The sequence below is a fragment of the Pseudomonas bubulae genome (assembly GCF_037023725.1).
GTDB classification, from domain to species: domain Bacteria; phylum Pseudomonadota; class Gammaproteobacteria; order Pseudomonadales; family Pseudomonadaceae; genus Aquipseudomonas; species Aquipseudomonas bubulae.
On the sequence record NZ_CP146077.1, the window covers coordinates 1,426,385 to 1,448,385 of the forward strand.

Sequence of the window (22,001 nt, forward strand, 5' to 3'; positions counted from 1 at the left end):
TAATTCGCACGTGAGAGGTGCGGATGCGCGGTGCTCGACCAGCTATAAGTGCAGTGGTCAACTAATTCCGGACACGACGTTAAGTTTTTACTCGGCCTGAGCCGGTGGCAGCCCACCATTAAATTGGTGCGGTCGAATCCAGTTGTACCGGTGCATCAAAAAATGGCTGATATCCCGCTGAGCTTGTTGGGCCGTCGTGTAGCCCGTGGTCGGTATCCACTCGGTTTTCAGGCTCCTGAACACCCGCTCCATCGGCGCGTTATCCCAACAATTTCCTCGCCGGCTCATACTCTGACGCATGCGATATCGCCAAAGGCGCTGACGAAAACTCCGGCTTCCATATTGCGAGCCCTGGTCGGAGTGGAACAGCAGACCTTGAGGCTTCCCTCGCTGCTCGTAAGCCATGTCCAAGGCCTTGATGACCAAGTCGGCATCCGGCTTTCCCGACAACGCCCAGCCCACAACACGGCGGGCAAAAAAATCCAGCACAACCGCCAGATACTGCCATTTCCCTTGAGCCCAGATGTAAGTGATATCGCCACACCAGACGTGGTCAGGAGTGGGCACATCAAACTCCCGGTTCAAAATATTAGGAATGTCGGGCCGCTCGACCGTCGCCTTTTTGTAAGCATGCGATCCCGGTTGTTTGCTGACCAACTCTAGCTCGCGCATCAGGCTGCGCACTTTGAATCGCCCGATCTGCTCGCCGTCGTCCTGCATCATGGCCATGATGCTACGGCTACCGGGAGCACTGCGGCCTTGGGTGAACAACTCGTTCACCCGACTGCGCAATCGAAGGCGTTCTACATCCGGTGTGCGGCGCCTGAGACGCCGAGCGTAGTAGCACGAGCGGGTCACTTCAAACACCTTGCACAGCCAATCAATCGGCTCGTGGATGCTCAACTGGTCAATCAGCGCGAACGCTCGAGATCTTCCGACATCAAGAGCGCGGTAGCCTAATGAGATGGTCACCCCCACACCTTGCGAGGGCTAGGCTTTAGCAGGGTGATTTATTTTCGGAGGGCATCATCATGAGCGAGTCAGCGCTGATAGGTATTGATCTCGGTAAACATACGTTCCATCTGCACGGCCAGGATAAGTCAGGCCGGGAGGTGTTTCACAAAAAATGTTCACGGGCGCAAATGATGCAGTTTTTCGCCCGCTTGCCGAGCTGTGTCGTGGCAATGGAGGCCTGTGCGGGGTCACACTATGTTGCTCGTCAGTTGGCGGCAATGGGACACGCGGCCAAGCTGATTTCCCCGCAGTTCGTTAAGCCCTTCGTCAAGGGGAACAAAAACGACTTTGTCGACGCTGAGGCGATTTGCGAAGCCGCTTCTCGTCCTTCGATGCGTTTCGTTACGCCCAAGACTGAATCCCAGCAAACCCTGTCTGTACTCCATTGGATGCGCGAATCGTTGGTGCGTGATCGCACCAGAACCGCTAATCAAATGCACGGTTTTCTATTGGAGTTTGGCGTCAGCTTACCCAGAGGTTTGGCCATCATGAAGCGTCTGGCGGTTGTTTTGGCTGAGCATGAACTTCCCGTTCGTCTGACGGTGCTGCTGCAGCGTTTGCACAATCACTTCGTCTATCTGGATGAGCAAATCAAGGCAATGGATAAAGAGTTGGCATGCCAACTGGCCGACGATGATCTGGGAAGTCGTTTGCTGAGCATTCCATGTGTCGGCCCGATCACCGCCAGCCTGCTGGCTGTGGAGATGGGCGATGGCAAGCAGTACCGATGCAGCCGGGACTTTGCCGCATCAGTGGGCTTGGTACCCAAGCAATACAGCACCGGCGGCAAGGCCAACTTACTGGGGATCAGTAAACGCGGCGACAAGCACCTTCGACAGTTGTTGGTGCAATGTTCCAGGCTCTACATGCAGAGACTCGATCACCAGAAAGGAGCCTTGGCCGACTGGGTTCGCTCATTGCTGAGCCGACGCCACTCTAATGTCGTAGCCTGTGCCTTGGCTAACAAGCTGGCGCGTATCGCTTGGGCGATGGCCGCGCACCATACGCAATACGAAGCAGGGCCAGACGCCTTGAACGCCTGATTCTGCAGTTGTTGCTGTACCACGATTCACCTTTCAGGTTTTGCGATAGCTGAATAATGGATGACGTAAACGGCCTACCGGCCTGACGAAGAACCTGTTTTAAAAATTGGCTCAGCAAGAAGCCGTTAGCCTTTTCAGGATCGTCAGGCGCGACTCTCATCATGGCGCGGGTGAATCATCCGGTAATCCCCCCTGAAAAAAGTACGCATCAGAAGTAGAATTTTCTCCTGACCGGATCAAGGAAATTTTGCGTGAAGACATCGCGTTTTTCAGACAGTCAAATCATGGCCATTCTCAAGCAAGCAGAGGCTGGAACCCCAGCCCCAGAGCTATGCCGTGAGCACGGCATCAGTTCGGCCACGTTCTATAAGTGGCGTACCAAATTCGGTGGCATGGACGCCTCGCTAATGGCTCGTTTACGTGAGCTGGAGGAAGAAAACCGGCGGCTTAAAAAAATGTATGCCGAAGAGCGCCTCAAAGCCGAAATCATCCAGGAAGCCATGGCAAAAAAGTGGTGATGCCATCTCGGCGACGAGAGATGGCGCAGGAGGTGGTTCGCTCAGGTCGGTGCAGTATCAAGCTGGCGTGCTTGGCCTTCAGGGTCAGCACCACGTGCTATCGCTATCAGCCGCGTTTGGCGTATGAAAACGCCGAGATTGCCGATCATTTAATCCGCCTGACACACAACCAGCGAAACTGGGGCTTCGGCTTATGCTTTCTGTACCTGCGCAACGTCAAAGGCTATCGCTGGAACCACAAGCGGGTGTACCGGATTTACCGCGAGCTGGAACTGAATCTGCGTATCAAGCCGCGCAAACGTATTGTGCGCGAGAAGCCCGAGCCGCTGGCTGTTCCTGAAGTCAGCAACCACTGCTGGTCGATGGATTTCATGCACGACCAATTGGCGGACGGACGCAGCTTTCGAGTTTTCAATCTGATCGACGACTTCAACCGCGAAGCCCTGAGTATGGAAATTGATTTTTCGCTTCCGGCTGAACGTGTGGTGCGAGCGCTGGATCAGGTCATTGAGTGGCGCGGGAAGCCACAAGTCATCCGCAGTGACAACGGCCCGGAATTCATCAGTGCCAAACTCACGGGTTGGGCTGAAAAACGGGGCATTCGTTTGGACTATATTCAGCCGGGCAACCCGCAGCAAAACGCTTACGTCGAGCGCTATAACAGCACAGTACGTTACGACTGGCTGGGGCATTACTTGTTTGGATCGATAGCGGAAGTTCAGAATTACGGCACAAGCTGGATCTGGACATACAATCACGAGCGCCCGAATATGGCCCTCGGCGGCATAACCCCTAAACAGAAATTGGCCCTGGTGGCCTGACCTCTATTTTTGACGAGTATTAAAAATGGGGGGATTACCATTCACCCTTGGGTCTTCTTTGTTGGCTGCCACTAACCCCTATTCCGCGCTCATTTCCATTACCGGACTTAAGGTGCCTAGCCACGCGACGAGGCAAATTATGACGATCGCCATTGTAAATTCCAGCGTCATGCTGCGGCGCAATGCATTAACTGCAACAGAATATTCTCCGTTGCGAACTGACTTTTCTAGTACCGGGCTTAAGTGGAAGCGGTTGAGCGCGGCTAACACGATCATTCCGGCAAAGAGCAAGGTTTTCAAAAATAGAAGTTGGCCATAAGTACTGAGCATCACTTCATCGAGGTTTGGTCCAACGATAAATAGGTAATTGACTATTCCAGTGATGCTTATGATTGCCACAATCACTCCGCCGGCCGACTCAAAGCCAGTCAATACCCGAGCAAGAATTTGTGCTTCCTGCTCGCTTTTGAGCGATTTTAAACGCAGTAGTAGGGCAAATGCCGCTAGAGCACCTAACCATCCACCGGCGGCCAAAAGATGGAAAATATCACTGATAAAATGCCAGTAGCGTCGACTGCCCTCATCCATGGCACCGTGCCCTGTCCATGCTAACGTCGCCAACGCAATCGCTCCGCATACAGTCACCATCCAGAGACTGAGTGTCGGAAATCTTTTATTCAGCGCTACGCCAATAATTGCCATAACCAAGGCAGCTATGCGGACCATCCAGGTCAGTCCGACGTCAGTCCCCATGAGGACCATTTGGAAAATATGGTGATGTAGTTCCATGAACCCCGATACACCGCTCATTGCTTTCGCAAGCAACAACATTGCTGCAAGGGATAGAGCTACACCTACAACAGAAGTACCGTAAAGAAGCGACTCAAAATTCAAGACCGTGCCCGATACTCTTTCTATTCCCCTAAGGCTGTACAAGCCGAAAATTGCCAATCCGAATAACAGCATCAGGTCTAAATAAAGAGCAAAGCGAACCACAATATTTATTGAGTCGCTCATGAATCATTTCACTTTGAATGAGAAGTTACCGGTGATCGGATGAGTGTCCGAGGAGACAGCACGCCATTCGACTTTGTAGGTGCCTGTGCTCAAAGGTGCTGCCGGTGTAATCACCATCGTTTTCGGATCACTGCCACCAGCGACGCTGGCCTTAACACCCATCGGGGAGTTCGGCATCCCAGGCATATCGGTCATGATCAGTTTTGCACCTGAAAACTGAGTAGTTAGATTTTCAGAAAAGTGCAGCTCAATTTTCGAAGGGGCCGCCGCATCCGAGCCTTCTACCGGAGTAGAAGAAAGGAGCTTTGGATGTGCTTGAGCTACTGCACTCAGAAGCAAGCCCGCAGTAAGTGCAACAGCTACGGTCGTAGTTTTAAGGAATGACATGCAAGACTCCTCACAGCAAGAGCTGTTGATTCGAGGTTTGTTTGGGAATATCTAGTTTTTTACTTTTCGACGCTTGTTAAAACCACTGGCGAATACCTAGCAGGTTCAGTGTCCTATGGCGGAACGAACAGGAGGAGCTCACAAGAATCTCCACGTCACAGCGCAAGTACACGATGCCACATGAATGTAAACTGTTCGATTACATTTCAGTCAGCTTGGGGCGGTTTTTTGGCTATTGGATGGCGCGGATAAGGGGCCTAAATACGGCCCCTCTTCGCGGCGTATCACGAGCTCTAACTCATTCAAAAAGGGGCCTTTAAGCTAATCCCATACTGCGTGGTTTAATATGTGCAGCTTGTCTCAGGCCTTTTTTTCGTCTGCACTAGGAAGCTCTATATTGAATGCCGTTTTCCCACCAGATGACGTACACCATATCTTGCCGTCATGCGCCTCGATTATCGATCGGGTGATCGATAAACCTAGCCCGGCGTTGCTTGGGCTCCCTTCTCTACGCGCAGGGTCCACTCGATAAAATCGATCGAAAAGCTTTTCAAGATGCTCAGGCGCAATGGACTCTCCAGGATTTTCCACTACGACCAATACCGACGTTCCTTTTTGTTGGATATCGACATTGATGCACTTCCCTTCAGAGGTATACCTGAGCGCATTTGATAGCAGATTAGAGATGGCTCGGTGCAGCATTAGAACATCGCCTCGGACGCTACCCCGCCCTGAAACCGTGAGGCCAATCCCTCGCTCATCAGCTAGTAGAGAGTAGTACTCCTGTAATTTCTCCACTATCTCTACTAGGTCTATCGGTTTCTTCTCGTGTGAAATCAGACCGTTGTCTGATTTTGCCAGAAAAAGCATGTCATCAATCATCCGACTCATACGCTTCAAGTCATCAAGATTTGAATACAAATTGTCTTCGTAGTCCTCAATATTTCTTTTTCTAGAAAGCACTACTTCTGTGTGGGTCATCAAATTGCTGACCGGCGTCCGTAACTCGTGAGCGATGTCCGCGGAAAAATTCGATAAACGGACAAATGCATCATCCAGCCTGGATAACATTGCGTTGAACGACAGCACCATCTGCTGAAGTTCTTTAGGAACAGATGCTAAGGGAATGCGCTCCTTAAGGGATTTAGCTGACATTGAAGCAGTGACCCGAGTGACTTGACGTATAGGCCGCAGACCGCTGCTCGCGACCATCCAACCCAAGGCAGCACTGATCAGCGCGCTGATCACCAGCCCTATCCAAAACCACCGCTCAAGTGTCTCGAAGAAAGACATATGCTGAGTCACATCAAAGATCAACATAACGGTTAATGGCCTGTCTTGCCCCGTCACGATCACTTGTGCAGTCACTCCACGGAACATTTTCTCCTGCTCCCGCCACTCCCAGACGTTGCTGTTCGGGATCGTACGAAATTCCTCTGGAACATCGATCGAGCCGGGATCAGCAAACAGTAACTTCCCGTCACCATCGATTATTATGGCAGTCAAATCACGGTGAGCACCAAGCAGCGCCTCCAGCTCAGGCTTAACATCACTGAATTGATCGATGCTATTCAATCCAGTCAAAATTCTCTGAGTAGAATGGAGCTTTTCGCTTAGTGCCTGTTGATCCAGCATCTTGAAGTGATGCTGGCTAAGGTTATTGAAGCTGAGGCCGGCAATAGTGAGCACCGCCGTTACAGCCAGCATGAACATCAGACTCATACGGCTCGTCAGAGACATTCGCTTCATTTCGACTCCGAATCAGGAGAGTCGAGCATGTAACCCATACCTCGCGAGGTATGAATCAGCTTGACCTCAAAATCATCATCGATTTTGGCTCTCAGTCGCCTGATCGCCACCTCGATAACGTTGGTATCGCTATCAAAATTCATGTCCCAAACTTGGGAAGCGATAAGCGATTTTGGCAACACCTCTCCTCGACGACGCAGCAACAGCTCAAGCAAAGCAAACTCTTTAGCTGTCAGATCTATACGTTTACCTCCACGGATGGCCCGACGCTTAAGCAGGTCCACTTCCAGATCGGCCAATTTCATATAGGTTTGCGAGGGAGCGCTGCTACCCCTACGCAGCAGCGTTCTAACGCGAGCCAAAAGCTCAGAAAAGGCGAACGGTTTGATCAGGTAATCATCTGCCCCGAGTTCAAGGCCCTTCACTCGATCTTCGACGCGGTCTCGCGCCGTGAGGAAGAGCACGGGAACATCCTTCCCGGATGCACGTACCTTCTGGAGGACTTCCCAGCCATCCAGCCCAGGCATCATGACGTCGAGAATCAGCAGGTCATAGGCTTCGCTCAAGGCGTGCTGAAGTGCCTCTTTGCCATCGGTAAACCGATCAACATTGAACCCCGCCTCGGTGAGTCCTTGCTGCAAATAGATGCCTATTTTTGGTTCGTCTTCAGCAACAAGAAGTCTCATAGGAGTGGCTCTCAAGTAATTATGAAACGGAGTCTGCAACGAAAAACACAAGCCAAGCAGCAACTGACAGAAAAGTAATATTGGCTTCAGGTATATGTCAGCGACCGCTGTCTATGGTCAAAAATGAGCATTTCCCTAATGCTCAGCCGACTCTTCAGCATGAACCGTATTTGGAGCCGGAAAACAATTCCAAAAGGAGCGGCACCATGAATCGCTTAAAAGTTCTTATTCTTGTGAGCTCGCTACTCGTCTCGTCTTCTCTATGGGCTGAAAGTGGCGGAGACCGGGTTGTAGAGCGTATGGAAAACCTGCGCAACAAGGCTGAATCTGTGCTTATACAAGCTGAAAGAGCTCCTGAAGGGCAGCGTCATGTCCACATGGCCGAGCATATGAATATGCTTGGGGAGATCATGAGTCAGCTCCATCAAGATCACCCAGACGCATCGATGTCACCTCAGCAGCACCTCGCTTGGATGGAAAAGCACGACAAAATAGTTGATGACGTTTTGAGCCAAATGCAGCGTGAGCACAAATTGATGCTTTCTGAAAACCATCAGTGACCAACCTAGTCTCATTGGGGTTTGTTAACCGCTCCGCTGAACACGGCGTTACCTGGGCGCCGTGTTTTCTTTTGAAAACTGACAGAAATGTAGTGTTCAGGTCAGTTAACTAGCAGCTCATTCCCTTTAGCATAGCCAGTGATTCCCTCTTACTCTCGAGGTCACCATGAAAGCTAAGCTCATTACCCCTGTTATTGCGGCAATCACCCTAATCTTCGGTGCTACGGCGATCGCCAGTGTTGGTCATGGTAAAGAGGACATCGGCCAGCCCGGTGTCTCTTCTAAGGTTACCCGTACGGTGGAAGTGGAGATGGGTGATGTTTTCTTCAAACCTAAAAGCATCGACGTCAAACCGGGTGAAACGGTCCGATTCGTCCTTCGCAATGAGGGTTCGCTGCTGCACGAGTTCAACATCGGCAAAGCCGCTGCTCATGCGGCACACCAAAAAGAAATGGCGAACATGTTCCAGAACGGGGCGCTAAGCCCCACCGGGGCCGGGAAAATGATGAGCGACATGGGCCATAGCATGGGAGGGATGAAGATGGTCGAAATGGAACACAACGACCCGAACAGCGTGCTGATCGAGCCAGGCGCAACCAAGGAGCTGATCTGGACCTTCAACACCACCACTGGGCTTCAATTTGCTTGCAACGTGCCGGGGCATTATCAATCAGGGATGGTCGGTCAGATTGTCCTGAAGTAGGTCGTAGTAGGCTGCAAACCACGCGTCGACGAAAGCGTTGGCGCGTGATAATCAACCGGCGTTCGATCCGCGCAGATCACGTTACCCTGGAAGAGTTGCGGGCACCATTGGAGGCCATAGTGAGGAGGCGCTGAATTAGACTGGTCGAAACTCGATCGTCAGATGGCTGACCTCGTGAACCGACTTGAGACGTTCACGAATGCTGTCGGCATTCGCAGTGGCCTCACCAAGGACGCTGACGATTGCCGCATGGGCTTGTGGCCCAATCTGCCAGACGTGCAAGTCCGTAATGGTGGCATCCCCCGGCGTCTCAACCAGTTCACGGATTTCCTCGGCAACATGCGCATCGGTCTGATCCAGCAGTACACCTGCAGTGACCCCCATCAAGGTCCATGCCCACCGCGCAATAACGATGGCACCGACGATGCCCATGACCGGGTCCAGCCACACCCAGCCGAGATAACGGCCGGCGAGCAGTGCCACAATGGCCAGAACCGAAGTCAGCGCGTCCGCGATGACGTGGACGTAGGCCGATTTCAGGTTGTTGTCGCTCCCGTGATGGGCATGGTCATGATCATCATGATCGTGCCCATGGCCCAGCAGCAGGGCGCTGGCAATGTTGACGATCAAACCGGCAATTGCGATGAGCGTAGCGGTGCCGAACTGCACGTCCGTTGGCTGGAAGAGGCGCATGACAGACTCAACGCCAATTCCCAGGGAGACCATGCCGAGAATCAACGCCGAGGCAAACCCGCCTAGGTCTCCAACCTTTCCGGTACCGAAACTGTAGCGCTGGCTGGAAGCGTGGCGTTTTGCATATCCGTAAGCGACGGCCGCGATGCCCAATGCTACGGCATGGGTTGCCATATGAAAGCCATCGGCCAGTAACGCCATTGAGCCAGTTATATAACCGGCGGTGATCTCGCCAACCATCATCACAACGGTAAGTGCCACAACCCAAAGCGTACGCTTGGCATTATCGTCGTGCGCTGAGCCAAGGAACACGTGGTCGTGGGTGTGTTTGATGTCGATACTGCTCATGAGTGATTCCTGACAGCGTTTACTTGGAGTAGCGGCGAATGGCTTCAAGAAGCTCTTCGACGCCCTTACTTCGCTCTTCTTCACTGAGAGCAGGGTTCGCGACATGCTCACGCGCATGCTCCTCGATGATTTCCTCCATCAAGCCGTTCATGGCACCGCGAGTGGCGGCAACAAGGTGCAGTGTTTTGGCGCAATCGAGATCCGATTCCAACGCTCGCTCAACCGCTTGAAGTTGTCCGGCGATACGTTTTACACGCTTGAGAAGATCATCTTTGTTTGCTGCGATATGGCCCATGGGATACCTCTCCTACCTATACGTCGCACATGATAGGCATACCCCCTATACCTATACAAGGTTCGCAGGCGTATGGGGCATTAAAAAACAGTGAGCAGGAAAGAGAGGTTCAAATCTGAGGATGAAGCAGAGGGCCTGGAGTGTTTTCTTCTGGCCGTGCTCTGCCGGCCATGGCCTAGATGCGTACTGGTCGAACTCGATGCAAATCGGGTGGTTAGATCAAATGAAAACGGTTGGTCAAGTCTGTGCTGTCATACATCAATGACACTCACAATTTGAAACAGACAATTATTGACATTGCCATAGTGTCAACCTTGATGCTGTCGGTGCGGTGTAAAGAGACCGCTCAGCACGAGAGGAATAATCATGTTCATCTTAGATGTATCAGGCATTGGTTGCGGCGGTTGCGTCAGCAAAATCACTAAAGCAATTCAGTCCTTGGACAACAAAGCTACGATTTCCGTGGATCGGTCCGCCGGAAAGGTGAGTGTTGAAAGTAGCGAAAGCTCAGAGCAAATTCGTAAAGCTGTCGAGGCGTTAGGTTTTCCTTCCCAAATCAGCACTTGAATGCTGACACCTACCCTTGGCCCATAGTCAGCGCCCCTTATGCGGATGGCTCACAAGACCCTGCGCTACTAATCTCCTCGCAGAGCTTTGAGCAAACCTTTGAATGCACCATTCAAACGAGTAAAAGCGGCATCGAAACGTATCCCATTTTCTGTGTATTTTGCGACCTCAACCTGCTGATCGACAGTATTTTGATCGATGGCAGGTTGAACCGGAGTGCTGTAAAGCAAACCGCTTCCGTAAATATCACTTGCTGAATCTTTTCCGGCAATATGTTTTACATTTGGCGTTTTCAAAGAAAACGTATTAGCAAGGTTTTCTCTATTCTGACTTGCAAGCACAGTAGAGAAGTCCATATCTCGAGCTTTGAAGTTCGGCGTATCGGCGTTTGCGATATTATTACTCAGGATTTCAGCTCTTTGACTACGATAAAATAACGCTCTTTCTGATGTGCCAAGTGCTTTCTCAAAGTTAATGCTCACACTCAATCACCCTTGATGGCTCAATTTTTTCCAAGAACAACTAATACTTTGATTTTGCCGCAGTGCATCTAGGTTCATACACGAAGCTCCGGCATAGAAATCTAAAAACGACTTCACCTTGAAAGCACCTAAACCAAATCAATTACCCACCTAAAGCTGAGGCTAAATAAACAGCCGTGCGACTCGAAAAGATCGATACTTTACGTATTGAATAGCGTATTCCTCAAGAGAAATATGCCAACCTGACACAACTGTAATATTCAGCTAAGGCTTCTGACAGGGCATGAGTTTTATAGTCCTATTGAGCCTTAAGCTCTCCCCTAAGAATCATCGTTTGATGTGGATTTAGGGATTACCAATACTCCCAGAGGACACTAAAATGAAATCCATCAAAGCTTTGTTCATCATTGCAGCCCTAACCGTCTCTTCTTTTGCTATGGCTGAAGGCGGTGGTGACCGGACGTTCGCCCGCATGGAAGTAGCTAGGAATAATTCAATGGAATCGTATCAAATAGCCCAACAACAGAGCACCCAGCCCCCGATCGCAGAAAGCAAAGTCAAAGCGATGGGCCACAAGAATTGCTGAATAGCTTACTGCGCATCAAAACTGACAGAAATGTAATCACTGTGATGGTTCAAATGTGGCAATTTCTGAGCTCGCTTGCCGTAAACACTCGTTTTTAGTGACGGCGAGCTAAGCTCATTCGGGCGCATCCCCCCGAGAGAGTTCCTTCAACCTGTTGAGCAACTCATTGGTTGTTTCGCACGGCTTCCCTTTTTCACTGATCGGACGTAAACGGCATGAATTCCAAAACCTCTAGGCGGACATTCGTTAAAGGCCTGGCCGCTGGTGGCGTTCTCGGCGGCCTTGGTCTGTGGCGCACTCCTGTATGGGCAGTGACCAGTCCTGGTCTGCCGAGCATTCTCACCGGTAACGAATTTGATCTGTTTATTGGTGAAACCCCTGTAAATATTACTGGCTCGCCGCGCACAGCCATGACCATCAATGGTTCGTTGCCCGGACCTTTGCTTCGTTGGCGCGAAGGCGAAACGGTCACACTGCGTGTGAAAAACCGCCTAGACCAAGACACGTCGATTCATTGGCACGGGATCATTCTGCCCGCCAATATGGACGGTGTACCGGGGTTGAGTTTCCATGGCATCGCGCCCGACGGGATGTACGAGTACAAATTCAATGTGCATCAAAACGGCACATACTGGTACCACAGCCATTCAGGCTTGCAGGAACAGGCAGGCGTATACGGTCCAATTGTCATCGACTCTAAAGAGCCTGAACCTTTTCAATACGATCGCGACTATGTGGTGATGTTGACTGACTGGACCGATGAAGATCCTAGTCGTGTCATGGCCAAGCTCAAGAAGCAATCGGACTACTACAACCACCACAAACGTACCGTGGGCGACTTTATCGGCGACGTCAGCAAGCAAGGTTGGTCTGCTGCTGTGGCCGACCGCAAGATGTGGGCTGAAATGAAAATGAACCCCACTGATCTCGCAGACGTCAGTGGGGATACTTACACCTATCTCATGAATGGCCAAGCGCCTAACGGTAACTGGACCGGTATTTTCAAGCCGGGCGAGAAGCTGCGCCTGCGCTTTATCAACGGTTCAGCTATGAGCTATTTCGACGTTCGCATCCCTGGTTTGAAAATGACCGTTGTGGCGGCTGACGGTCAACATGTCAAACCAGTCAGCGTCGATGAATTCCGCATCGCCGTGGCAGAAACGTATGACGTGATCGTAGAACCTACCAGCGAAGAGGCTTACACCATCTTTGCCCAGTCCATGGATAGAACCGGTTATGCACGTGGAACCTTGGCAGTTCGAGAAGGTTTGAAAGCACAGGTACCTGCGATCGATCCTCGGCCGCTTTTGACCATGGATGACATGGGTATGGGCGGTATGGAGGGCATGGACCATGGCGGCATGGCTGGTATGGGCGGCGATATGAAGCAAGGTGAAATGTCAGGCATGGCTGGCATGGATCACAGCAAGATGACGGGGATGAACCAAAGCGACATGACCGGCATGGACAGCGGTGACATGTCTAACATGGCCGGCATGGATCACAGCAAGATGGCGGGAATGGACAAAGGCGACACGTCCAATATGGCCGGCATGGACCACAGCCAGATGGCTGGGATGAGCGATATGAGTGGCGAAATGCAGGCCCATCCAGCATCCGAAACCAACAACCCCTTGGTTGATATGCAAGCCATGAGCCCTACGCCAAAGCTAAACGACCCTGGCATAGGTTTGCGGAATAATGGTCGTCGAGTCCTCACCTACTCTGATTTGAGAAGCACTTTCCAAGACCCTGACGGCCGCGAGCCCAATCGCACTATTGAACTTCATCTGACCGGTCACATGGAGAAGTTTTCGTGGTCCTTCAACGGAATCAAATTTTCAGACGCAGAGCCGCTTCGTCTGAAGTATGGGGAGCGTCTTCGGATCACCCTGGTGAATGACACCATGATGACCCATCCCATCCACCTTCACGGCATGTGGAGCGACCTTGAAGACGAAAATGGCAAGTTCATGGTGCGCAAGCACACAATTGACATGCCACCAGGTACTAAGCGCAGTTATCGAGTCACCGCTGATGCCTTAGGTCGCTGGGCCTATCACTGCCACCTACTTTTCCATATGGAAATGGGCATGTTCCGTGAAGTACGGGTTGATGAGTAAAGGAGACGATCTGTGAGCACATACGTAAATCGTAATAAATCGCTGGTGGGTTGCCTCTTTGCCGTTGGTCTGATGGGCGGACTCTCTTCTGTGGTGATGGCAGGAGAAGATAGTAGTGATCATTCATCTACTGCGAAAGCAACTAACAAACCTGCAACTACGGCAAACGAAACTAAGCCCGATCACGGTTCAATGGACCACAGCAAGATGGGGTCTATGGATCACAGTAAGATGAGCATGGACGACGGGGAAATGGAAGGTATGGAAAGCATGAATGGAGGGGCGACCGCCACGAGTCGAACCCCGATCCCTGTACTTACCGACGCTGACCGTGCAGCCGCCTTTCCAGATGTGGCAGGTCATGGTGTCCACGACAAACAACTCAACTCCTTCATGCTGCTGGATAAGTTTGAGTACCAGGATGCTGATAACGGTAGTGCACTGGCCTGGGATGCGAAAGGATGGATCGGCGGTGACGTTGACCGATTGTGGTTGCGCTCGGAAGGCGAACGTACCAATGGTGTAACGGAAAGCGCTGAACTCTCCGCACTTTGGGGACACGCCATCGGTCCGTGGTGGGATGTCGTCACCGGCGTACGGCAAGACTTCAAGCCCGGGTCGCCACAAACTTGGGGAGCGCTCGGTATACAGGGCATGGCCCTGTATAACTTTGAAGCCGAAGCCACTGCCTACATCGGTGAGAACGGTCAGACCGCTGCTCGATTTGAGGGCGACTACGACATTCTGCTGACCAATCGCCTGATCTTGCAGCCTACAGCCGAAGTAAATTTATACGGGAAAAATGATCCTCAGCGTGGCATTGGGTCTGGATTGGCTAACACCGAAGTAGGGTTGCGATTGCGTTACGAGATTGTTCGCCAATTTGCCCCCTACATTGGAGTTAGCTGGAACCGCTCCTACGGCAAGACGGCCGACCTGGCGAGCGATGAAGGAGAAAGGACCAGCGAGGCTCGATTTGTTGCCGGTATTCGGATGTGGTTCTGAGTGCATAGCATGAAAAAACATTGACCTCTGCTGGTGTGGTCGCCGCAATAGTAGCTGCCGGTAAGGTGCTCCCTCTGGATATCTTCATGCAGATGCAGCCGAAGAGGTAACTGAAGCAGAGGACCATCATGGCGAGAGACCGCGACTACGGTGAGGTAGCAGCACCTTCTCAGGATGAAAGTACCCAACATACCCATCCTTAGGGCGGTGAGGCTTCACATGACGCGTCTTCAACTCCGACCGCTTAGCCAAAAAATCATACCCATGCTGATGGGAAGGAACATACCCATGCGAAATAACATTTTTCGTCCTGGTCGGGCACTGCGCCTCGCTGCACTCTCGGTTCTGTTTATCAGTTCCGCAGGTCATGCCACAGAATTGCTGACGATCAACGTCCATCGTGACGCTAACTGTGGATGCTGCAAGAAGTGGATGGAGCACCTTGAAGCCACCGGTTTCACCGTCGTTGATCATGTAGAAACCAACATGAGCAGAGTCAAGAAAGACTTGGGTGTTATTCCGCGTCTCTCGTCATGCCACACCGCTATGGTCAACGGAAAATTTGTTGAAGGCCATGTACCTGCCGAGCAAATAGTTGCTTTGATCAAACGCGACGACCTTATCGGGATTGCTGTACCTGGCATGCCGACAGGGTCGCCTGGTATGGAGGTCGGTGGAAAGCAGGATGCTTATCAGGTCATTGGCCTGAGCAAAACAGGTATTAACCAAGTGATTGCCGAATACCCGGCAAACTAGTTTTCAAACTTTCCTTAATTCTTGCGTGGTCACTGCCCTTGATCATGCAAGTGACGGAGTGCTTACTCTAATGAGCTATCAAAATTGAGATGGACTCCGCACTGGCTATAACCATCTACCTGTAGGTTGGCAAAAAGCTATGGAGCATTTGTAGTCGTATGGGTGACACACCATAAAAAAGGCGCCACTAGGGCGCCTAAACCATCTCCACAACCAAAGGAGAAACACAGAGATGGGGTGTATCTGGTAAGCGAACATTTGTTGCTAGCTAGCATTTGTTAATAGAGTGGCAGTAGTTACTCAGCAATAAATCGAACCTAATCCAAATAAGAATCGAAAATGTCAGCACTCGTCGTTACTTGGCAACCATTAAACACATGCGCTCCAGAGAACCTACCATGGCTACCTTAGTCTATCCTCCGCGTGGGCAGTTAGTACCCATAACCCTGTACTCTACAGTGTTGAGCTTGCCAGCCGAATCTTCAAAGGTCATACGCGAAGGCGCTACAGCACAGTCTATATTGGCTTGCGTCATACTGACGATCTTATGAATATCTAGGTCCATACCATATTTATAATGAACAATTTCAGGGTTAGACTTCCCGTTTTTCAAGGCGTACTGCTCCATCGCCTGTTGGTTTTCTTGCATCATCCGACCGTAAACGCGATCACCACCTCCTTCAGCTATTGCCAAAGACGACAAGGCCAATATTGAAATGGTAAAAAATGCTTTAAATACTTTCATGATTGTCTCCTAGTGCTGACTTACTTCTGACTAGAGAATAACCAATGATACCTTTCAGAATGCTGCCGCGAATATTACTTATGTGTCAGGTATTGTGAGCCCGGCTCCTGGCTTGCAAGGTGTCTAGAGAATCCGGGGCGATTCAGACAGTTGCTACCGCACCGGTGGGTAGAGCTCCATCGCATTGATCAAATGGGCGTAACCCACTAGATTTCCCATTTTTTCCCCTGTCGCTGGCTAGATTTTCTTAACCGCGCCAAGATTTTCTTAAAATGTGCGCCGAACACTCAGAAAATATTAACCGAAAATGGCCGCGCAACCACTATTTTGGGGCTTTCCGCTTATTGGCGGTAAGCGTCCCGCAATCACACCTTACCGCATTGCGCTTTCTGGACGACCTGGGCTTTGAACGTTTTGGGATAAGAGCTACGTTGGCGCATGGAAATCCTAGCGATAAGGGTGATTGCGTTCGCTTAAAAATACGCGGACACAATCGCCCTTAATGCTGGAGTTCGGTAGGTGAGTTCGCCGGACGGTTACTGCTATGGGGCATCTCAGCCAGAACGCAGTCACTGAGTGCGAGCTACCCAACTGAGCTGGGAGTTGAACTGCTGAAAAGCACGGTTATTGGTAGAAGGCTGCCGACCCGTAGAACTCAAGTGGAGTATAATCTTCCTCTTTCCTTCGAAGCTGACGGATTAAATCAAATTCTCTTCCAGTTTTGGAGGCAAGGTCGTCTGCGATCTCTAATGTAGACCTCCTAATTGCAAGCATCGCCATCTTATAGGCGTCGAAATAAGAGTTCCCAGCCGCCAAATTGAAAGCTAGATAAGCTCCGAACGCTGCTGCTGGATAACCCATGACAGGCCATAGATGGGAAATTGTCGCTTGATCTGCGCTCGCTAAACCTGGGGCTATACCGATTTTTGGTAGAAAACCGCGTTCCTCAAATCGCGCTCCGTCACAAATGTTTAGAAATGCTAATCGCCGTTTATCCATGACTGGAGCCTGCTCCCATAGATCCTCAAGCGAAACGGATAAATTATCCCCGATGTGCATTTTCACATGTTTAGGAGACCAGTGATCAAACTCGCCGTGGGATGCGACCCAAATAATATCGTACTTAGGGTCTTTATAAGCGTCGATGAAGCTTTGTTGCGTGGCTTCGGTGAAGCAGACCACTTTTACGGTGGCTCCGGCAGATTCAAAGATGTGCTTAATTACTTCGGCCTCAAGTTCTTCTGTAAGACTTCCGCCACCACACCAAATCAAAACATTTTGCGGTTTTCTGTCAGATTTTGGAGTGGATAACGATGAGGTTAGCGGCCATGTTTCACCCCGCACTTTGAGCTGTATCGCTTGCAGCGGGGTACACTCAGTATCAAGAATCAACTGGTATAAAGGTTTGGCGTTGAACGGAAATGGAGAAAAGCAATAGCTTCTAGTTAGGGCTGTTTCGTATTCTGTAGAATTCCCATACTTAGGGATTCCTATTCTATTTGGAATTGTTAGACCAGAGTTGTCGGAATAAGCGATGGTTTTTGCCACGCCTAAAAAATGGTTGCTCGATTGTACCAGTTGCTCGATAAAGGTCTGAGTATCACGCTCAATGAATATTTTCTCGTCGCCTAAAGCTGCGAGATAGCCATGCTCACCGAACGGAATAGATATGTACAGATCTTGTGCATTGATATTGGAATTGGCTGTCAGTAACTGGTGCCACAGCAGTAAACCGTCAAGCGTGACGTGGGTTTTACCGGCGTTCAAGCTGTTGACGACAAACGGCAAAATTGAGCCGCTCCGCATTGCTGCATCACGAAAGAAATTAATTCCGTCAAGCTTTGACTTATAGAAACCTTGGACAAGGTTTATCTTTCTGAGAAGTGCGGATGGGTCTCCATCCTTATTGCCTGCATAGATAGTGGCTAGCAGTTGCAGCTTATGCGGCTCAGCGAGGTTTTCATTGAAGTCGGCGAGTGCCTTTGCTGCCCACTCATGCGATGCTTTGCTTGAGAACGCACTTGCTGTAGTAGACAAGGTGTAATAATGAACGGCACGGACTTAATCTGGTAGAGTATTTTTGCCAGCGACAGACTCTAGGTATGGAACGAAAGTCTTGGCCAAGTCAGGCGCTTCTTTTGCTGCCCAGCATGCCATTTGACTTCCAAGATTTGCTTCGTCAATGTAAATGTATTCCGCAGGCAGATTCATCGTGTCTGTAAAAGTCGATGCGGCGAAGGGCCATAGCTCGCGTGCTATATTGTTCATGGCTGTTCGCTCGCGAGCGTAGTAGTAGAAGGCGCTGAAAAATTTCACCATCACCGGCACAAACCCTGGCCAGGTTCTTACCACCGCTGATGAATAGAAGTCAAAGATTCTCCCCAGATGTAAATTTTTTGAGTGACTGTCTCTGGTGTCTTCTGATAACGCCCATCCAATCCAGCTCCCCATATCAGTTAGTTCATATATACGGTATGACGCGTGAAGTGTTTCGGTAGCAAAAATGAACTGGTAATAGTGGGACAATAGTCTGTCTTCGGCAGGGGCACTATTTTGCTGATCAATTATAAGGCAGATTATGCGTCGGACTTCTGCATGCGAGATAGATGAAGCTAAAGTGGCGTCACGGAAAACTTTGTCAAAGTGCTCATGCAGAATCGCTAGGCTTTGTTCGAGGTTCAATACATTGCTTCCTTCTAGTCTGCATTGATCAATTTATGTATCCGTTGGCCTCAGTCGGACTGCTCCTCTCTATGGGCACTGTCAATGTCGAGCGCCTAAACTGGCTGTGGATGTTTTGGCCGCTGTCAATCCTATCTGCAATCGGCAGGATTTATGTCAACCTTTGCCCCAATCATTGACAGTCAATCCAGTTCTGTAAGTATCGGGCGGTAGCCCCGGTTTCGCGGGGGATTTCGGTGTCAATGGTGATTGGACATAGGTGATACCATGCATTACTGGCCCGATGATCCGCTGGTGGCCGAAGCCACGGCGCGGATCAAGCCGCGTAAGGTGTAGCGACCGGGCGTACGCATCGCGAGCAAGCCCGCTCCCACAAAAATTGCGCAGTTCTTGTGGGAGCGGACTTGCTCGCGATGGCATCAACGCGGTGAGTAGAGCTTCACGACCCGATATAGCTGGTCTTGACCACGGTGTAGAATTCTTGCGCATAGCGGCCCTGCTCGCGCGAGCCATAGGACGAGCCTTTGCGCCCGCCAAACGGCACGTGGTAATCCACCCCCGCCGTGGGCAGGTTGACCATCACCATCCCTGCCTGGGAATGACGCTTGAAGTGATTGGCATATTTGAGCGAGGTCGTGGCAATACCCGCCGACAAGCCAAACTCGGTGTCATTGGCCATCGCCAGGGCGGCTTCGTAGTCTGCAACCTTGATGATATTGGCTACCGGGCCGAACACTTCTTCGCGGCTGATGCGCATGTCGGCCGTGCTGTCGGCAAACAGGGCCGGGGCCAGGAAATAACCCTCGGTATTGCAGGTCACCAGGCTGCCTCCGGCAACCAGGCGGGCGCCTTCGTTGCGGGCGATGTCGATGTAACCCAAATCCTGGTCGAGCTGCGCTCGGGACACCACCGGGCCGATATCAATCCCGGCCTGCAAGGCATGCCCGACCTTGATCGAACGCATGCGCTCGGCCATCGCCTCGACGAATTTGTCGTGGATGCCCGCGGTAACAATCAGGCGGCTGGAGGCGGTGCAACGCTGGCCGGTGGAGTAAAACGCACTCTGCACCGCCAGTTCGACCGCTTGCTTGAGGTCGGCATCGTCGAGGATGACCTGTGGGTTTTTACCGCCCATTTCCAGCTGCACCTTGGCCTGGCGCGACACACAGCTGATGGCGATCTGGCGACCGACGCTCACCGAGCCGGTAAAGCTTATACCGTCCACTTTCGGGCTGTTGACGATAGCGTCGCCGACCACGCGGCCGCTGCCCATCACCAGGTTGAACACGCCTGCCGGGAAGCCTGCGCGAGCAATGATCTCGGCCAGTGCCCAGGCGCAACCCGGTACCAGATCGGCCGGCTTGAACACTACACAGTTGCCATAGGCCAGGGCCGGGGCGATCTTCCAGGCGGGGATGGCGATGGGGAAGTTCCATGGCGTGATCAGGCCAACCACGCCCAGGGCTTCACGGGTGACTTCTACATGCACGCCCGGGCGTACCGAGGGCAGGTAATCACCCGACAGGCGCAGGCATTCACCGGCGAAAAACTTGAAGATATTGCCGGCACGGCTCACTTCACCGATGGCTTCGGGCAGGGTCTTGCCTTCTTCGCGAGCCAGCAGGGTGCCCAGTTCTTGCTTGCGGGCGAGGATTTCGCTGCCGACCTTGTCCAGCGCATCGCTGCGCGCCTGGATGCCGGAGGTCGACCAGGCAGGGAACGCAGCCCGTGCCGCATCAATGGCAGTCTGGACCTGGGCGACGTCAGCCTTGGCATATTCGCCAATCACATCGCTCAGGTCGGAGGGGTTGATATTGGTGCTGTATTCAGTGGCTGTTACCCACTCGCCACCGATGTAATTGTCGAAACGCTTTGAACCAGTCATCAAATTTCTCCACACGTGGACAGGCATCGATTTCCTGTAGTTATACGTCATCGTACGACTTCAGGCAAAAACAATCGGCGCGGCGAAACTGAGCGAGGGAGGGAACCGTCTGATTGGGTTTCAACTGTGGGAGCGAGCCTGCTCGCGAAGACTGTATTCGCGAGCAGGCTCGCTCCCACAGGGTCAGTCTGCAGGCAGCAGCAATCGGGCCAGCACCGGCAGGTGGTCGGAGATGGTCTGGGTGTCTTCCTGGCGCACATAGCCTTCGATGCGCTGCAGCTTGGGGCTGTGGAAGAGGTAGTCGAGCGTACGGTCGGGCTCGTCCGCGTCGGGGAGATTGGGAAAGTGGGTCAGCCACAGTTCGCGGTCGATGCCGGTAGCTTCAGGGTTGCTGGGGATCATCGGGTACTTTTCCCAGAGCAGGTGCAACTCGCTGTCTTGCGAGTAGCCCTGGCGCAATGGCTCGGGCAGGCGCAAGTACTGGCCGATGGGCAGCAGGTTGAAGTCCCCGCCGATCAACCACGGCGTGCCCTGGCCTTCCAGCTTGTCGGCCAGTTCGGCGACAGTCTGCATTTGCAGGCGCAGGTTGCTGTTGTTGGCGGAGGGCGCATCCAGTTGTGTATTGATTGCTGCCAGTTGCCCGCCATCATTGAGTGGCAGGTAGTTGACCAGCAGCGCGGGCCTGGGCTGGAACTGACGGCTGAGAAAGTTGGTATCGGCCAGGGGCAATTGCAGACGTTCTGCGTGTTCGATCTGGAAGCGGCTGAGGGTGACCAGAGAGCGTCCGACACTGCCGAAAATATGCCAGTCGGGCACAAAGTCGGCCTTCCAGGTAAAGGCCTGGGTGCTGCAGGGGTAGAGGTCGATCAGGCGTTCTTGCAGCAGGGCCAGCTGGTTCTGGTAATCGCTGGCCTTGGCGTTGTCATCGACTTCCTGCAACAGCACGAGATCCGGGCGTTCGTCACGTATGACCCGCGCTACCTCATCAAGGCTGAAAGCCATGTCTTCCCGGGTGGGGCGGGTGTCAGGGCCGCTGCCGTCAGCCAGGTTGTACCAGAACACATAGCGCTTGCCGGCCAGGTACTGGATGTTCCACGTCATTACCTTGAGCGCCTGGCCTGGTACCAGCACCGGGGCGGTGCCAGGGCACGTCAGGGGCAGCACCTCGCGGGCACCGGGCCGCCATGTAACGCTATAAACCAGACATGCCAGCAGCGCTGAGATCAGCAGCAAACCTGATGCGGTGCGGCGTAATAAACGTGACATGAGCTCGACTTAATAACGTTACAGGGAAGGCTCGAACATACCCGACGGCAGTGCGGCCTTCCAAGGTTCT

The 22,001-nt window shown here is 52.0% G+C and carries 21 protein-coding genes and 1 pseudogene; 9 read left to right on the forward strand and 13 right to left on the reverse strand.

Annotated features, from left to right (window positions below; translation table 11 throughout):
* Positions 1 to 87: 87 nt before the first annotated feature.
* Positions 88 to 957, reverse strand: a pseudogene (locus tag V6L81_RS06620) (IS3 family transposase); the annotation flags it as partial.
* Positions 958 to 1,031: 74 nt separating this feature from the next.
* Between V6L81_RS06620 and V6L81_RS06625 the strand changes: the two are divergent.
* Together V6L81_RS06625 and V6L81_RS06630 are read left to right on the forward strand one after the other, a co-directional pair.
* The gene (locus V6L81_RS06625; protein ID WP_010655507.1) at positions 1,032 to 2,057 is read left to right on the forward strand and encodes an IS110 family transposase; all 1,026 of its coding nucleotides are present in this window, start codon (positions 1,032 to 1,034) and stop codon (positions 2,055 to 2,057) included.
* Between the two features lie 251 nt (positions 2,058 to 2,308).
* Positions 2,309 to 3,396 (forward strand): IS3 family transposase gene (locus tag V6L81_RS06630; protein WP_085985548.1). Its coding sequence is split into 2 segments (ribosomal slippage): positions 2,309 to 2,561 and positions 2,561 to 3,396, totalling 1,089 coding nucleotides; the frame shifts between segments, so codons are not numbered across the junction.
* A 78-nt stretch (positions 3,397 to 3,474) separates the two neighbouring features.
* Here V6L81_RS06630 and copD read toward each other — a convergent pair.
* The 4 genes from copD to V6L81_RS06650 form a co-directional block, all read right to left on the reverse strand.
* Positions 3,475 to 4,413, reverse strand: coding sequence for a copper homeostasis membrane protein CopD (gene copD, locus V6L81_RS06635; RefSeq protein ID WP_010655510.1), 939 nt, complete (start codon positions 4,411 to 4,413; stop codon positions 3,475 to 3,477).
* 3 nt (positions 4,414 to 4,416) lie between these two features.
* Complete coding sequence (gene copC / locus V6L81_RS06640) at positions 4,417 to 4,800, reverse strand: copper homeostasis periplasmic binding protein CopC (protein WP_010655511.1); 384 nt, start codon at positions 4,798 to 4,800, stop codon at positions 4,417 to 4,419.
* A 360-nt stretch (positions 4,801 to 5,160) separates the two neighbouring features.
* Positions 5,161 to 6,549: a heavy metal sensor histidine kinase gene (locus V6L81_RS06645; RefSeq protein ID WP_010655512.1), complete on the reverse strand. Its 1,389-nt coding sequence runs from the start codon at positions 6,547 to 6,549 to the stop codon at positions 5,161 to 5,163.
* Positions 6,546 to 7,235, reverse strand: a complete 690-nt coding sequence (locus V6L81_RS06650; protein ID WP_010655513.1) for a heavy metal response regulator transcription factor — start codon at positions 7,233 to 7,235, stop codon at positions 6,546 to 6,548. The genes V6L81_RS06645 and V6L81_RS06650 overlap by 4 nt, the downstream gene beginning before the upstream one ends.
* A gap of 206 nt (positions 7,236 to 7,441) precedes the next feature.
* On the opposite strand from V6L81_RS06650, the gene V6L81_RS06655 reads away from it, so the two are divergent.
* Positions 7,442 to 7,795, forward strand: coding sequence for a co-regulatory protein PtrA N-terminal domain-containing protein (locus V6L81_RS06655; RefSeq protein WP_010655514.1), 354 nt, complete (start codon positions 7,442 to 7,444; stop codon positions 7,793 to 7,795).
* Between the two features lie 166 nt (positions 7,796 to 7,961).
* Positions 7,962 to 8,498 (forward strand): plastocyanin/azurin family copper-binding protein, encoded by a 537-nt coding sequence (locus V6L81_RS06660; RefSeq protein WP_010655515.1) that lies wholly within the window; start codon positions 7,962 to 7,964, stop codon positions 8,496 to 8,498.
* Positions 8,499 to 8,633: 135 nt separating this feature from the next.
* On the opposite strand, the gene dmeF is transcribed toward V6L81_RS06660, so the two are convergent.
* Positions 8,634 to 9,539 carry a CDF family Co(II)/Ni(II) efflux transporter DmeF gene (gene dmeF / locus V6L81_RS06665; RefSeq protein WP_010655516.1) on the reverse strand — a complete coding sequence of 302 codons (906 nt, stop codon included), beginning with the start codon at positions 9,537 to 9,539 and terminating at the stop codon, positions 8,634 to 8,636.
* Between the two features lie 19 nt (positions 9,540 to 9,558).
* A complete protein-coding gene (locus V6L81_RS06670; protein WP_010655517.1) occupies positions 9,559 to 9,834 on the reverse strand; it encodes a metal/formaldehyde-sensitive transcriptional repressor in 276 nt (91 codons plus the stop codon).
* Between the two features lie 366 nt (positions 9,835 to 10,200).
* Here V6L81_RS06670 and V6L81_RS06675 point away from each other — a divergent pair, with 366 nt between their 5' ends.
* On the forward strand, positions 10,201 to 10,401 hold the full coding sequence (locus V6L81_RS06675) for a heavy-metal-associated domain-containing protein (RefSeq protein ID WP_010655518.1): 201 nt from the start codon (positions 10,201 to 10,203) through the stop codon (positions 10,399 to 10,401).
* Positions 10,402 to 10,469: 68 nt separating this feature from the next.
* Here the strand turns inward: V6L81_RS06675 and flgB are convergent, their stop codons facing one another.
* Positions 10,470 to 10,883, reverse strand: a complete 414-nt coding sequence (flgB, locus tag V6L81_RS06680; RefSeq protein ID WP_019824148.1) for a flagellar basal body rod protein FlgB — start codon at positions 10,881 to 10,883, stop codon at positions 10,470 to 10,472.
* 379 nt (positions 10,884 to 11,262) lie between these two features.
* Here flgB and V6L81_RS06685 point away from each other — a divergent pair, with 379 nt between their 5' ends.
* The 4 genes from V6L81_RS06685 (at position 11,263) to V6L81_RS06700 (ending at position 15,353) form a co-directional block, all read left to right on the forward strand.
* Positions 11,263 to 11,469 (forward strand): co-regulatory protein PtrA N-terminal domain-containing protein, encoded by a 207-nt coding sequence (locus V6L81_RS06685; RefSeq protein ID WP_010655520.1) that lies wholly within the window; start codon positions 11,263 to 11,265, stop codon positions 11,467 to 11,469.
* A gap of 215 nt (positions 11,470 to 11,684) precedes the next feature.
* Entirely contained in the window at positions 11,685 to 13,592 is a 1,908-nt protein-coding gene (locus V6L81_RS06690; protein ID WP_010655521.1) for a copper resistance system multicopper oxidase, read from the forward strand.
* Between the two features lie 72 nt (positions 13,593 to 13,664).
* Complete coding sequence (locus V6L81_RS06695; RefSeq protein ID WP_073514879.1) at positions 13,665 to 14,597, forward strand: copper resistance protein B; 933 nt, start codon at positions 13,665 to 13,667, stop codon at positions 14,595 to 14,597.
* 288 nt (positions 14,598 to 14,885) lie between these two features.
* On the forward strand, positions 14,886 to 15,353 hold the full coding sequence (locus V6L81_RS06700) for a DUF411 domain-containing protein (RefSeq protein ID WP_010655523.1): 468 nt from the start codon (positions 14,886 to 14,888) through the stop codon (positions 15,351 to 15,353).
* Positions 15,354 to 15,765: 412 nt separating this feature from the next.
* On the opposite strand, the gene V6L81_RS06705 is transcribed toward V6L81_RS06700, so the two are convergent.
* The 5 genes from V6L81_RS06705 to V6L81_RS06725 form a co-directional block, all read right to left on the reverse strand.
* A complete protein-coding gene (locus V6L81_RS06705) occupies positions 15,766 to 16,098 on the reverse strand; it encodes a DUF2790 domain-containing protein (RefSeq protein ID WP_010655524.1) in 333 nt (110 codons plus the stop codon).
* A 624-nt stretch (positions 16,099 to 16,722) separates the two neighbouring features.
* Positions 16,723 to 18,135 carry a CHAT domain-containing protein gene (locus tag V6L81_RS06710; protein ID WP_010655525.1) on the reverse strand — a complete coding sequence of 471 codons (1,413 nt, stop codon included), beginning with the start codon at positions 18,133 to 18,135 and terminating at the stop codon, positions 16,723 to 16,725.
* 24 nt (positions 18,136 to 18,159) lie between these two features.
* The gene (locus V6L81_RS06715) at positions 18,160 to 18,780 is read right to left on the reverse strand and encodes a hypothetical protein (protein WP_010655526.1); all 621 of its coding nucleotides are present in this window, start codon (positions 18,778 to 18,780) and stop codon (positions 18,160 to 18,162) included.
* A 439-nt stretch (positions 18,781 to 19,219) separates the two neighbouring features.
* Positions 19,220 to 20,665 (reverse strand): aldehyde dehydrogenase family protein, encoded by a 1,446-nt coding sequence (locus V6L81_RS06720; protein WP_296301496.1) that lies wholly within the window; start codon positions 20,663 to 20,665, stop codon positions 19,220 to 19,222.
* Positions 20,666 to 20,848: 183 nt separating this feature from the next.
* Positions 20,849 to 21,931, reverse strand: a complete 1,083-nt coding sequence (locus V6L81_RS06725; RefSeq protein WP_095018410.1) for an endonuclease/exonuclease/phosphatase family protein — start codon at positions 21,929 to 21,931, stop codon at positions 20,849 to 20,851.
* Positions 21,932 to 22,001 lie beyond the last annotated feature (70 nt).

Coding starts and splice junctions, on each gene's coding strand:
- copC (WP_010655511.1), bottom strand. CDS start 4,800: ATGTCATTCCTTAAAACTACGACCGTAGCTGTTGCACTTACTGCGGGC.
- V6L81_RS06675 (WP_010655518.1), top strand. CDS start 10,201: ATGTTCATCTTAGATGTATCAGGCATTGGTTGCGGCGGTTGCGTCAGC.
- V6L81_RS06655 (WP_010655514.1), top strand. CDS start 7,442: ATGAATCGCTTAAAAGTTCTTATTCTTGTGAGCTCGCTACTCGTCTCG.
- V6L81_RS06685 (WP_010655520.1), top strand. CDS start 11,263: ATGAAATCCATCAAAGCTTTGTTCATCATTGCAGCCCTAACCGTCTCT.
- copD (WP_010655510.1), bottom strand. CDS start 4,413: ATGAGCGACTCAATAAATATTGTGGTTCGCTTTGCTCTTTATTTAGAC.
- V6L81_RS06700 (WP_010655523.1), top strand. CDS start 14,886: ATGCGAAATAACATTTTTCGTCCTGGTCGGGCACTGCGCCTCGCTGCA.
- V6L81_RS06720 (WP_296301496.1), bottom strand. CDS start 20,665: ATGACTGGTTCAAAGCGTTTCGACAATTACATCGGTGGCGAGTGGGTA.
- V6L81_RS06625 (WP_010655507.1), top strand. CDS start 1,032: ATGAGCGAGTCAGCGCTGATAGGTATTGATCTCGGTAAACATACGTTC.
- V6L81_RS06660 (WP_010655515.1), top strand. CDS start 7,962: ATGAAAGCTAAGCTCATTACCCCTGTTATTGCGGCAATCACCCTAATC.
- V6L81_RS06650 (WP_010655513.1), bottom strand. CDS start 7,235: ATGAGACTTCTTGTTGCTGAAGACGAACCAAAAATAGGCATCTATTTG.
- V6L81_RS06645 (WP_010655512.1), bottom strand. CDS start 6,549: ATGAAGCGAATGTCTCTGACGAGCCGTATGAGTCTGATGTTCATGCTG.
- V6L81_RS06705 (WP_010655524.1), bottom strand. CDS start 16,098: ATGAAAGTATTTAAAGCATTTTTTACCATTTCAATATTGGCCTTGTCG.
- V6L81_RS06690 (WP_010655521.1), top strand. CDS start 11,685: ATGAATTCCAAAACCTCTAGGCGGACATTCGTTAAAGGCCTGGCCGCT.
- V6L81_RS06695 (WP_073514879.1), top strand. CDS start 13,665: ATGGGCGGACTCTCTTCTGTGGTGATGGCAGGAGAAGATAGTAGTGAT.
- dmeF (WP_010655516.1), bottom strand. CDS start 9,539: ATGAGCAGTATCGACATCAAACACACCCACGACCACGTGTTCCTTGGC.
- V6L81_RS06670 (WP_010655517.1), bottom strand. CDS start 9,834: ATGGGCCATATCGCAGCAAACAAAGATGATCTTCTCAAGCGTGTAAAA.
- V6L81_RS06725 (WP_095018410.1), bottom strand. CDS start 21,931: ATGTCACGTTTATTACGCCGCACCGCATCAGGTTTGCTGCTGATCTCA.